This is a genomic window from Dyella sp. (genome assembly GCF_036568765.1).
Classification (GTDB): domain Bacteria; phylum Pseudomonadota; class Gammaproteobacteria; order Xanthomonadales; family Rhodanobacteraceae; genus GSA-30.
The window spans coordinates 1-11783 of the sequence record NZ_DATCRY010000238.1; the positions used below are offsets into that span (position 1 = coordinate 1).

At 62.6% G+C, this 11783-nt stretch carries 12 protein-coding genes and 1 pseudogene; 9 read left to right on the top strand and 4 right to left on the bottom strand.

What is annotated here, in order from left to right; all coding sequences use genetic code 11:
* Nucleotides 1-18: 18 nt before the first annotated feature.
* Entirely contained in the window at nucleotides 19-513 is a 495-nt protein-coding gene (locus VIM98_RS16010; protein ID WP_331994109.1) for a MarR family winged helix-turn-helix transcriptional regulator, read from the bottom strand.
* Between the two features lie 218 nt (nucleotides 514-731).
* On the opposite strand from VIM98_RS16010, the gene VIM98_RS16015 reads away from it, so the two are divergent.
* A complete protein-coding gene (locus VIM98_RS16015) occupies nucleotides 732-1112 on the top strand; it encodes an HU family DNA-binding protein (RefSeq protein ID WP_331994110.1) in 381 nt (126 codons plus the stop codon).
* A 124-nt stretch (nucleotides 1113-1236) separates the two neighbouring features.
* Here VIM98_RS16015 and VIM98_RS16020 read toward each other — a convergent pair whose 3' ends face one another.
* Both VIM98_RS16020 and VIM98_RS16025 read right to left on the bottom strand, forming a co-directional pair.
* Nucleotides 1237-1647 carry a DUF4156 domain-containing protein gene (locus VIM98_RS16020; RefSeq protein ID WP_331994111.1) on the bottom strand — a complete coding sequence of 137 codons (411 nt, stop codon included), beginning with the start codon at nucleotides 1645-1647 and terminating at the stop codon, nucleotides 1237-1239.
* A gap of 111 nt (nucleotides 1648-1758) precedes the next feature.
* On the bottom strand, nucleotides 1759-4620 hold the full coding sequence (locus VIM98_RS16025; RefSeq protein ID WP_331994112.1) for a pitrilysin family protein: 2862 nt from the start codon (nucleotides 4618-4620) through the stop codon (nucleotides 1759-1761).
* A gap of 277 nt (nucleotides 4621-4897) precedes the next feature.
* On the opposite strand from VIM98_RS16025, the gene VIM98_RS16030 reads away from it, so the two are divergent.
* From VIM98_RS16030 to VIM98_RS16060, 7 genes are all read left to right on the top strand, one after another.
* Complete coding sequence (locus VIM98_RS16030; RefSeq protein WP_331994113.1) at nucleotides 4898-5092, top strand: hypothetical protein; 195 nt, start codon at nucleotides 4898-4900, stop codon at nucleotides 5090-5092.
* A 41-nt stretch (nucleotides 5093-5133) separates the two neighbouring features.
* On the top strand, nucleotides 5134-5601 hold the full coding sequence (gene trmL / locus VIM98_RS16035) for a tRNA (uridine(34)/cytosine(34)/5-carboxymethylaminomethyluridine(34)-2'-O)-methyltransferase TrmL (protein WP_331994118.1): 468 nt from the start codon (nucleotides 5134-5136) through the stop codon (nucleotides 5599-5601).
* Between the two features lie 56 nt (nucleotides 5602-5657).
* The gene (locus tag VIM98_RS16040; RefSeq protein WP_331994119.1) at nucleotides 5658-6305 is read left to right on the top strand and encodes a ubiquinone biosynthesis accessory factor UbiJ; all 648 of its coding nucleotides are present in this window, start codon (nucleotides 5658-5660) and stop codon (nucleotides 6303-6305) included.
* A gap of 5 nt (nucleotides 6306-6310) precedes the next feature.
* Complete coding sequence (ubiB, locus tag VIM98_RS16045; protein WP_331994120.1) at nucleotides 6311-7954, top strand: ubiquinone biosynthesis regulatory protein kinase UbiB; 1644 nt, start codon at nucleotides 6311-6313, stop codon at nucleotides 7952-7954.
* A gap of 128 nt (nucleotides 7955-8082) precedes the next feature.
* A complete protein-coding gene (locus VIM98_RS16050) occupies nucleotides 8083-8787 on the top strand; it encodes a pseudouridine synthase (RefSeq protein ID WP_331994114.1) in 705 nt (234 codons plus the stop codon).
* Nucleotides 8788-8796: 9 nt separating this feature from the next.
* A complete protein-coding gene (gene arfB, locus VIM98_RS16055) occupies nucleotides 8797-9219 on the top strand; it encodes an alternative ribosome rescue aminoacyl-tRNA hydrolase ArfB (protein ID WP_331994115.1) in 423 nt (140 codons plus the stop codon).
* On the top strand, nucleotides 9216-9818 hold the full coding sequence (locus tag VIM98_RS16060) for a 1-acyl-sn-glycerol-3-phosphate acyltransferase (protein WP_331994116.1): 603 nt from the start codon (nucleotides 9216-9218) through the stop codon (nucleotides 9816-9818). Before arfB ends, VIM98_RS16060 begins: the two co-directional genes overlap by 4 nt.
* Nucleotides 9819-9841: 23 nt before the next feature.
* On the opposite strand, the gene VIM98_RS16065 is transcribed toward VIM98_RS16060, so the two are convergent.
* Complete coding sequence (locus VIM98_RS16065) at nucleotides 9842-10864, bottom strand: LysR family transcriptional regulator (RefSeq protein WP_331994117.1); 1023 nt, start codon at nucleotides 10862-10864, stop codon at nucleotides 9842-9844.
* A 129-nt stretch (nucleotides 10865-10993) separates the two neighbouring features.
* On the opposite strand from VIM98_RS16065, the pseudogene VIM98_RS16070 reads away from it, so the two are divergent.
* Nucleotides 10994-11783, top strand: a pseudogene (locus VIM98_RS16070) (malate synthase A); the annotation flags it as partial.

Genomic DNA, 11783 nt, shown 5'->3' on the forward strand with positions numbered 1-11783 from the left:
AGCGAGGACATGGCCGGATCAGTCCTGTTCGAGCTTGTCGAGGAACTTCTTCAGCAGCCGCTCAAGCTGCGCGAGGTCGCGCGCCTGCATGCCGGTAGTCTGCCGTTCCAGCAGGGTGCAGATATCGGGCAGGAAGCTCTCGATCATTGCCACGCCATCCGCCGTCAGGGTCAAGGCGATCTTGCGGCGGTCTTCTTCGCTGGCCGCCCGCTCGATCAGTCCCTTGTCACACAGCTCGTTGGTCAGACGCGTGATATTGGCCGATTTCTCCCCTGCCGCGTCGGCCAACTGCGTCGGGTTCAGCGTATACCCTTCCGTGCCGTACAGCATCATCAGGATGTTGTACTCGGGATGATTGATGCCCCAGGGCCGAAGCACCGCGTTAGCATCGTCATGGACGCGCTTGTGCAGATGCTTGATCAGCCGCACCACTACCGCCGGTTCGCGCGGGAATGCGGGATGCCGCCGGCACGTGATGGCAAGACGTTGTTCGGTTGCTTCGAAACTGCTCATCGAAAAAGCCCTGAATTTGCTGCTTGGACAGGCCGAAATTATTACATATATGTAATATCAATATGTGAATCATATGCCTGCGACATGCCCAGCGCAAGACGTCTGCCACAAAATCGCCTTAACGTCGTGCAAAAAAGGGGTTTCTCAACGCGCGAACTTCGCCTACATTGCGCATGCCAACCGGCAAAAACTGCTACAACACAACCACGGGGATATCCATGGCGACGAAGAAAGCAACGAAGAAAGCGGCCCCGAAGGCTGCGGCCAAGCAGCCGGCCGCTCCGAAGCCGATCAAAGAAACCCTTAGCAAGTCGGGCCTGGTTGCCCATATCGCGGAAAGCACTGGCGTCGCCTCGAAGGACGTCCGCGCTGTTCTGAGCTCGCTGGAAGGCGCCGTACACGGTTCGGTCCACAAGAAGGGCGCTGGCTCCTTCACCCTGCCGGGCCTGCTGAAGATCTCTGCCGTCAACGTTCCGGCCAAGCCGAAGCGCAAGGGCATCAACCCGTTCACCAAGGAAGAACAGTGGTTCGCCGCCAAGCCGGCCACCGTGAAGGTGAAGATCCGTCCGCTGAAGAAGCTCAAGGACGCGGCGCTCTAAGAGTTACCTCCAGCGCGCTTCTTCCAGCGCGCGGGAAATGAACGGCGGCCGAGAGGCCGCCGTTCTTTTTTGAGCAATACGGGACGAGGAGCGAGCCACCGTAAAGGACGGCTAGGGCGCCTCCTCAATTTCCCTTGACCGGAAAGGTCTGCGCCCCGTTGCCCTGCGGAGACGACGGCGACGACGGCGGCACCTCGCGCCCGCGCTCTTCACCGATCGGCCGCGCTCCACAAGCATAAGCACCCCATGGCTGCGAGCCATCCGTGGGCTCGCCCAGCGGCTTGATCGTATCGGCATGCATCGTCGCTGCCTCGTTACGTGCAAGCACCTCCAGCTCGTCGCGCACGGTGATGTCGTTGCGATTGACCGGGCCGACATGGTCTTGCACCGACACTGTCACCTTGCCCAGGTCCCGACACTGCGAGACATCGCCGTGCCAGGCGGTGCGGACGTTCTTGCCTGCGTCGGACAGCACGATACCCCAGGTGCAGGCGCTCAATGCCATGGGAACGAGCAACAACAGGGACTTGCGCATGTGATGACTCCGGGATAGCTAGCATGAAAAAAGCCGGGCAGTTGCCTGCCCGGCCTTCATCGTAGCGTGATACGCGGCATTTGGCCCAAGCCGGGCTGAATGGCGCGCTGGTTACTTGCCCGCCACCGGCTTGCCGTCGGCGTCGATCACTTGAACGTCGCCCAGCTTGAGCGCGCGCACCGGCTCCTCGATCTTCTTCAGGTCGCCGACGATCACCCAGGTGATTGCCTGCGGCTTGACGATCTCCTTGATCGCCGCTTCGGCGGCCGGCTGGTGCACCGCCTCGATCTGCTGCTTGAGCGTCTGGATGTAATTATCCGGCCGGTTGTATTGCACGATGTCCTCAACTGCATCGAGCACCGCCGAGGTGGTCTCGAAGCTGCCCGGCAGGCCGCGGATATCGGAGGACTTGATCTTGTCCACCTCCTGCTCGGTGAGCGGCTTGGCACCGATCACAGCGACGGCTTCCTTGTGCATCTCGTTAGCCGATTCGGCGGTCTTGTCGGTCTGCACTGGCGCATACATCAGGAAAGGACGCTGTCCGATCGCATCGCGCATGAAGCTGAAGGCACCATAGGCCCAGCGCTTGTCCTCGCGCAGATTCATGTTGAGGCGCGATGTGAAGCTGCCGCCGAAGGCACCGTTGGCCGTTTCGATCGCACGGTTGTTCGGCGCCTTGGTCGAAGGCGCGAGCAGACCGGCGAGGATCAACGATTGCGGCGCATCCGGGCGATCGATCAGGAACACCCGTGGCTTGGTCTGCGCCGCCACCGGAGAGAGCTTCTTGACCGGCCTCGCCGAACGGTCGGATGCCCAGTCGCCGAACACGGCATCGAGCGCGGGAATGATCTGAGCAAGCGTGGTGTCGCCGGCGACCAGAATCTTCACATTATCCGGACGCAGCCATCTGCGATGGAACGTCTGCAGATCGGCCGCCTGCATCGCGCTAATGGACGCTTCGGTGCCCGAACCGGTAAACGGCACGCCATAGGGATTGTCGGCCCCGTAAAGCAGCGGCGGCAACGTACGCAGAGCCAGGCCGGTCGGCTGGGTTTTTTCCTGCGCGATGCGCGCCAGCCACTGCCCGCGGATGCGTTCGATATCGTCGCTATTGAACGCCGGGTTACGCACGATGTCCGCGAACAGCTGCAACGACGGCGCAAGCTGATCATTGAGCGCATTGAGACTTGCGCTGCACGAATCCAGGCTGCAACCGATGCCGGTCAATGCGCCGAGGCGCTGCTTGCGCTTGGATACCTCCACCGAATCGAGATCCTTGGTGCTTTCGGCCATCAGCACCGTCGTAAAGGCGGCGGTGCCGAGCTTGCTGCCATAATCGGCGGCGTAGCCCGCATCGAACAGCAGCTCGACATGGGTCACCGGAATCGTATGCCGTTCGGCAAGGATCACTTCGATGCCGTTCTTGAGCTTGCCGCGCTCGATCTTCGGAAAGCTCAGGCCGGGGAACTGCTCGACCTTCGGCACACCCTTGCTGCGATCGACCTGCGACTTGGTCACCGAATACTCGTGCGGTGCCGGCAATTTCGCATCCGGCCGGCCATTGGCCGCACCCAGCGCGACCACCTTGGCGTCTTCCTGGTCCGGATTGAAGTCGTCGCCTGCCGGCAACACCGACAGGTGATAGCTGCCCTTGGTCAACCAGTGGTCCGCCGCGGTCTTGACGCTGGCGATGGAGGCGTCCTGCACCTGTTGCATGTCTTTCTTGTACGCACCCGGATCGCCGCGATAAACCTGACCTTCCGCCAGGATGACCGCCTTGCCGCTGAAGCCGCCGACCTTTTCCAGGCCACGTACGAAACCGGCGCGATTGGCCACCTTGGCGCGATCGAGTTCGTCCTGCGTCGGGCCTTCGGCGAGGAACTGCTTGAGCACATCGTCGATTGCCGCTTCCACCTTGGCCGGATCGACACCTTGCTTCACATCCGCATGGATCTGGAAATGGCTGGCCAGAGCGAAGGCCGACACATCGGCCGAGACATCGTCGACGAGCTTGTCCTGATAAACCAGACGCTGATACAGGCGCGAGGTCTTGCCGCCGCCAAGCGCTGCCGCGGCCAGGTCGAGCTGGATAGCGTCGTCCGTGCCCAACTGGGGCACCACCCAGGTGCGATAGATGCGCGGCTGTGCCACATGATCGTGCTGTACGCCATGCGTGTCCTTCGCCAGCGGCGTGATCCACGCCTGCTGGCGCGGCACCGGCGGGCCAGCAGGAATATCGCCGAAATACTTTTCGGCCTTTTCCTTCGCCTGAGCCACCGTAATGTCGCCAGCAAGCACCAGGGTGGTGTTGGCAGCGCCGTAGTAGTCATGGAACCACTGTTTCACGTCGGCTAGCGAGGCGGCATCCAGGTCGGCCATCGAACCGATGGTGTCGTGCTGGTACGGATGGTTGGCCGGATAGGTGTTGTACAGGATGTTCTGATCGACACGGCCGTAGGGGCGATTTTCGCCCTGGCGCTTTTCGTTCTGCACGACGCCGCGCTGCGTGTCCAATTCCTTCTGTCCGATCGCGCCGAGGAGATGCCCCATGCGGTCCGACTCCATCCACAACGCCATGTCCAGCGCGGTCGTCGGTACCGTCTCGAAATAATTGGTGCGATCGAACCAGGTGGTGCCATTCTGGTCGGTGGCGCCAGCCAGCTCGAACGGCTCGAAATAAGTGCCCTTATGGTTTTCCGAGCCCGAGAACATCAAGTGCTCGAACAGATGGGCGAAGCCCGTCTTGCCTTTCGGTTCGTCACCGGAACCGACGTGATACCACACACTGACCGCTACGACCGGCGCCTTGTGATCCTCATGGACCACCACGGTCAAGCCGTTAGGCAACGTGAAGCGGGTATAGGCGATATCCGGGATGGCCTGCTGAACCGGTGCGGCCTGGAGCGGCGGCGCGGCGCCGGCACCCAGCACCATCATTACCCCGGCTGCCAGCAGGGCGAAAGGTCTTGCCATGATGAACCTCCATTTCACTCAACGAGTCCACCGAGGCTAGTGGCGCACCAGGGCGCATGCAAATGACCAATGGCAGGGTTGTCCGGCAGGCGATTTGAGTGTCCGCGATGCTGTCCGGGCAGAGGCATCCGCTGTCCGCGGACAATTTCGGCGCGTTCGGAGAGACTCATGAAATAAAGGAAAATCAATAGGATAAATTTAATTTTTCGCTTGGCACGGCCCTTGCCATAACTCTCCTGTGCAAGACCCAGACACCAAACCCTAAGGAAGCCAAGCCATGAAATTCGAAGCCTTGATGATGCGTAGCCTGTTCGTCGCCTGCATGCTGGTCTGCGCCCTGGTGATGGGTGCAATGGTCAATGCTTCGCCGGACGCCATCCGTCTGGCCGCTAATGGCAATGGCAAGCTGATCGCTCCGGCCGTATGCGCCGTGCATGACGGCGTGATCTGCCCGCTCTCGAACAACGGCTGAGGCATGTGCCTCAGCCGCGGCCGATGCCCGATAATGGCCGCATGCTGCATGTCATTCTTTTCCGACCCGAGATCCCTCCCAATACCGGCAACGCCATCCGGCTGTGCGCCAATACAGGGGCGGCGCTGCACTTGATCCGTCCGCTCGGCTTCGAGCTGGACGACGCCCGCCTCAAGCGCGCGGGCCTGGACTACCACGAATATGCGCGGCTGACCGTGCATGACGATCTCGAAAGCTGCCTGCACGCGATCGGCTCGCCACGGGTATTCGCGTTTTCCACGCGCGGACGGGTCGCTCATGTCGATGCCCGCTACGCCGAAGGCGACGCCTTCCTGTTCGGCTGCGAAACCGCCGGGCTGCCCGCGGACGTGCTCGAATCGATTCCTCCCGAGCAACGCCTGCGCCTGCCCATGCGGCCTGACAGTCGCAGCCTCAATTTATCCAACACCGTCGCCGTGGCGGTATACGAGGCATGGCGGCAATTGGGATTTGCCGGCGCAGCCGTTTGAGGCTGGCCGTTGCTGCGCAGGCGCGCAGCGCGGTCTACACCCCCTACAATGGCGGCATGACCGAGTCTGCCCGTCCCTTTCTTCCCCAACCGTTGCGAGCGCTCGCCGGCCGCGCGCTCGAAACGGCGCTCAACCATGTACTTTCGCTCGATCCCGACAGCCTCGCACGGCTCGGGGCGCTCGATGGGCGCAGCGTGCAGGTGCATCTGCGCGGACCGGAGCTGGTGTTGGCTATCACCGTGGAAGGGCAGCGCCTGAAAGTCGGGCCGGGGCAACCGGATAGCCAGCTGAAGGTCGCCGCGTCGCCAGCCAGTCTGCTGGCGATGGCACTGCGCCGCGGCGACGACGGTATCGCGCCGGGCAAAGTGGAGATTGCCGGCGATGCCGACCTCGCACGCCGTTTGGAGAAGCTCGCCAGCCAGTTCGCACCGGATTTCGAAGAGGCTTTCGCGCGAAGCTTCGGCGATGTGCTCGGCGTCCCGCTGGCCAAAGCGGTGAGCAAAGCACTGGCCCATGCCCGTCGATCGGCTCGTCATACCGCCGAAGACACGGCCGACTGGCTGCGCGACGAAGCGCGCCTGGCTGTCGCACCCGGTGAAACCGAGGGTTTCCTCGATGGCGTGGACCTGCTGCGCGAGCGCAGCGAACGCCTGGAATCGCGACTGGCACGGCTGGAGCAGAAGCTCAAAGGATCGCGCGCGTGACGCCCTTGAAAGCGGTACCGGGATTGCTTCGCGTCGCATCCGTTCTGCTCGCCTACCGATTGGACGAACTGGTCGAGGCGGCCCATCTGTTCCGCCCCCTGAAAGTGCTACGCCCCTTTGTCGCACGGCCGCATACCGACGTGACGAAGCTTTCGCGCGGCGAGCGCCTGCGCTTGGCCTTGACCGAACTCGGCCCGATCTTCGTCAAGGCCGGACAGGTGCTGTCCACCCGCCGCGATCTGGTTCCGGCGGATATCGCCGACGAACTGGCTCAGCTGCAGGACCAGGTACCTCCCTTTCCGGGCACGGAGGCGCGCGTCATCGTCGAGCGCGAACTCAAGGCACCGGTCACCGCGCGCTTTGGCAGCTTCGACGAAACCGCATTGGCCTCCGCCTCGATCGCCCAGGTACATGCCGCCACGTTGCCGGACGGCCGCGCGGTGGTGGTCAAGGTATTGCGTCCCGGCATCGAGAAAAAAATCGCCCGCGATGTCTCGCTGCTGCGCTCGCTCGGCGAACTGGCACAGCGCTGGCATCCGAATGCGGACAAGATCCGACCGCTCGATGTCGTCGCCGAAGTGGAGAAGATGCTCGAGAACGAGCTGGATCTGCAGCGCGAAGGCGCCAGCGCCAGCCTGTTGCGACGCAATTTCGCCAGCGGCGCGGATTTGTATGTCCCCGAGGTGCACTGGGACCTCACCACATCCGGCGTGCTTACGCTCGAGCGCGTCTACGGCGTGAGTGCCGACGACGTCGCAGCCATCGACGCGGCCGGCATCGATCGCAAGGCACTGGCCGCCAAAGGCGTGCGGGTGTTTTACGAGCAGGTCTTCCGCGACAACTTTTTCCACGCCGATGCGCACCCGGGCAATATCTGGGTCGATGTGCAACGCGCCGACGAGCCGCGCTTCATCGCGCTGGATTTCGGCATCATGGGCTCGCTGCCCGAAGCGGATCAGTATTGGCTGGCGCAGAACTTTATCGCGCTGTTCGAGCGCGACTACGCACGCATCGCGCGCCTGCATGTCGATGCCGGCTGGATGCCGTCGAACGTCCGTCTGGACGAACTCGAAGCGGCGGTACGCACGGTGTGCGAGCCCTACTTCACCCGGCCGCTATCGCAGATCTCGCTGGCCGAACTGGTAGTCAAGCTGTTCCAGACCGCGCGCCGCTTCGAACTCACTTTGCAACCGCAACTGATCCTGTTGCAAAAAACCCTGCTCAACATCGAAGGCGTGGGACGCACGCTGGATCCGGATATCGATATCTGGTCGGTGGCCCATCCGGTGCTCAAGCGTATCCTGCGCCAGCGCTACAACCCGCTGCGCACCTTGCGCGAAGGCGCCAAACGCCTGCCGGAATGGTTCCATGCCGCGCCGCAATTCCCGGAGCTGATTCGCGACACACTGCGCCAGGCGGCATACGGCGAAGTGCGGCAGAAGAGCGACCCGTTGTTGTTGCTGCAACAGCAGGCTGCGGCACGCCAGCAACATCGCACGCTGTTCTGCGGCCTGCTCGGCGGGAGCCTGTTGCTGACGGCGTCGTTGCTGGCATTGGCATCGGGCATCGTCGGCATCTGGCCCGCCTTCGTTGTCGGTGCAGCCGGCGTGGCTGCATTTGTGGCGGGATGGCCGCGGCGACTGAAGTAGCGGCTCAGAGGAGTGAGTGCAGAGGTATGAAGAGGCGAGAGAGCGCCCCGCATCCCGACGACGCTCGGCGGCTTCATGCTCTTAACTTGCAGCGCACTTCTCTCCACTCACTCCTCAATTAATCGCCCATGCTCGACATCCTTTACCAAGACGATGCGCTCATTGCCGTCAACAAGCCGGCCGGCATGGCCGTGCATCGTTCGAAAATGGTGGGTAACGCCGACGAATTCCTTATCGATATCCTGCGCGACCAAGTAGGCGGCACGGTCTATCTGGCCCATCGACTCGACCGCGCCACCAGCGGCGTGCTGCTGATTGCGCGTGGGAGCGAAATCGCCGCCGCGTTGGGCGAGCAGTTCATGGGTCGCGATGTGCACAAGCAATACCTGACGGTCGTACGCGGCTGGCCGGAGCCGACCGATGGCGTTATCGACTATCCCCTCCCCGGCTCGCGCGAAAGCGGTCCGAGGCGCGATGCGCGCACACGCTATCGACGCCTGGCGACGACCGAGCAGCCCATCGCACTGGGACGCTATCCGCAACAACGCTACGCGCTGGTCCTGGCCGAGCCGGAGACGGGTCGGTTCCGCCAGATCCGCAAGCATCTGGCGCATATCCATCACCCGGTGATTGGCGACTGCCAGCACGGTCGCAGCGACCATAATCGGCTATACAAGCAATACTTCGGCTGCCACCGCATGCTGCTGCACGCGCTGCGCTTGCGGTTGCGCCATCCGGTAAGCGGCGAAGCGCTGAGCATCGACGCCCCCCTGGACCCGGCCTTCGCGGGCATCCTGTCGCGCTTCGATTGGTCGCTGCCCGCATTGGGATAAACTGCCGCCATGCTTACCGTCAGTCGTTCCATCGCGCTGCCCGAATCGGAGCTGGTCGAACGCTTCCTGCGTGCCGACGGCCCGGGTGGGCAGCATGTCAATCGCACCGAGAGCGCGGTCGAGCTGCGCTTCGACGTGCGATCCTCGCCATCGTTGCCCGAAGAGGTACGCGAGCGCCTGCTTGCACGCAGCGACCGCCGATTGACCGCCGACGGCGTCTTGGTGATCCAGGCGCGCCGCTTCCGCGACCAGGGCCGCAATCGCGACGATGCACGCGAACGCCTGGTCGAGATCGTCCGTGGGGCGTTGGTTGCACCGAAAAAGCGCATCGCCACCAAGCCTTCGCGCGCTGCCAAGGAGCGCCGACTGGCCGGCAAGCAACAGCGCAGCAAGACCAAGCAAAACCGTTCGCGCAATTGGAGTGCCGAATGAGCGAGTTACATCTGCCGCCGCTGCCGCCGCGCGCGCCGGCTATCCACAGTCCCTTCTGGCAAGCCGTGATGCGGGGCCTGATGCGCCTGGGCGGCTGGCGCCTGCTCGGCGAGCTGCCCAACGAGCCGAAAGTGGTGGTCATCGGCGCACCGCATTCGTCCTATTGGGACGGCTTCTGGGGCCTGGTGATGAAGATCGCCATCGGCGTGAACATCGGCATCATGATCAAGCGTGAGGTACTGGAGGGGCCGCTGGGCGTCATCCTGCGCCCGATCGGCATGATTCCGATCAACCGCGGCGCCGCTACCGACGTCGTCGGGCAGATGGTCGAACGCTTCGCCAGTCAGGAAAAAATGTGGCTGGGCATCACGCCGGAGGGCACACGCAAGCGGGTCAGGCGCTGGAAAAGCGGTTTCCTGCGTATTGCGCACACTGCGGGCGTGCCGATCCTGCCGGTGTTTATCGACTATCCCAGCAAGACTTTCACTCTGGGCACACCTTTCCACACCACCGACGATCCGGATGCCGATATGGCGACGATCCAGAAGATGTTTCAGCCGTATCGCGGCAAGCATCGTGACGCGGCGCTCGCGAGCTAACTGCTGGAGATCGTTCCCTTGAACTATCGCTCCGAATGACCCGATTCGTCATAGTCACGGTGCGTAAGCAAACCGGGACGGATCAGATCGATAAACGCTCGCGCTTCGCCGCTGAGATATTTGCCTTTGCGCATCACCACGCCATAGCTGCGCTGCGGAAAATATTCGCGCATATTGCGTACGGCCAGACGTGAGCGATCCGCCTCGGTGATGCAGATCCCTGTGACAATGGAGATGCCCATTCCCATTGCAACGTATTCCTTGATCACCTCCCAACCGCCGACTTCGATCGCCACGCGATAAGGCACCTGGCGCTGCTGGAAGACCAGATCGACCAGCCGATACGTGGACAGGCGTTGCGGTGGAAGGATCAAGCCATAGGGTGAGAGATCCTCCACCCGGACACGCGCCTTCGATGCCAGCGGATGATCGAGCGGCGTGATCAGCATGGGGTCATAGTGATACACCGGCGCCCAGGCGATATCGTTGGGCACGTCCAGCATCGAACCCACCGCGAAATCGGCATCGTCGGCACGCAGCAGCGCCAAGCCATCCTTGCCGGTCACGTTCGCCAATTGCAGTTGCACGGCAGGAAAGCGTTCGCGATAGCGGCGCACCAGTTCCGGCAGCAGGTACTGGATCGTAGAGCTGCCGGCGGCAATGGTCAGTCGCCCCGATTCAAGGCCCTTTACCTTCGCCTGGAAATCCCGATCCAGGTTCTCCCAGCCCTCGACCAGGGGGCGCGACAGCTCATATAAGGCCTCGCCGGCGTCGGTCAGATTGATGCGCCGGCGGCTACGCTCGAGCAAACGGACGCCCAACTCCCGCTCCAGCGCCTGCAGCTGCAGGCTCACCGTGGGCTGCGACAGGAACAGCGCCTCGGCGGCCCGAGTCAGGGTGCCGAGCTTGACGGTATAAACGAAAGCCCGGAGTTGCTTTTGCCGGTTGCCTTTGTAGTAGAAGCGGCCAGCCTCATCGCCCTCTACTGGCGAGGCCTGCGCCCCGCGCAGAGGTTTGACGGCCTTATTCAGCTTGTTTCGCGCCATATTCGACTCGAAAAATCAGTAAGTTAGACTTTATATTAATAAAGTCAATATTAAAGATTGAAACATTTGCTTTGTCAAAGCCAGTTTGCCTGACCTAGCTTGGTGCTTAACCCAAGCGTGGAGAAGAACATGGCTGTACCGAAGGAACGCATGGTGATCGAGGCCGCCCAGGTGGTGGGCCGGCCTCGTCCCGAGCACCAGGCCATACTGACTCCGGCGGCCCTGGCCTTTCTGGGCCTGCTGCACCGCCGTTTCGACGCCCGGCGCCAGTACCTGCTCGGTCAGCGCCGCGAGCGACAGGCACGCTATGACGCCGGCAGCCTGCCGGACTTCCGTGAGGACACTCGGGGCATTCGTGAGTCGAACTGGCGGGTGGCCGCCATCCCGGCCGCACTGTGCGATCGCCGGGTGGAAATCACCGGGCCGGTCGAGCGCAAGATGATCATCAACGCGCTCAACTCGGGCGCGAAAGTTTTCATGGCCGACTTCGAGGATTCCTCCGCGCCGAGCCTGGTCAACCAGCTCGACGGCCAGATCAACCTGCGCGACGCGGTGAACGGTACCATCGCCTATGAGTCTCCCGACGGCAAGGTCTATCGCGTCGGCGACACGCCGGCCGTACTGGTCGTTCGCCCACGCGGCTGGCACCTACCCGAGCGCCATCTCATTGTCGACGGCGTGCCGATGTCCGGCGCGCTCGTCGATTTCGGCTTGTTCGTGTTCCACAACGCGCATACGTTGGCCAAGCGCGATCTTGGGCCCTATTTTTACCTGCCCAAGCTTGAGGCGATGGAAGAGGCTGCGCTGTGGAACGAGGTCATGGACCTGACCGAACAGGCACTCGACCTGCCGCCGAACACGATCAGAGCCACGGTGCTGATCGAAACGCTACCGGCGGTTTTCCAGATGCATGAGATCC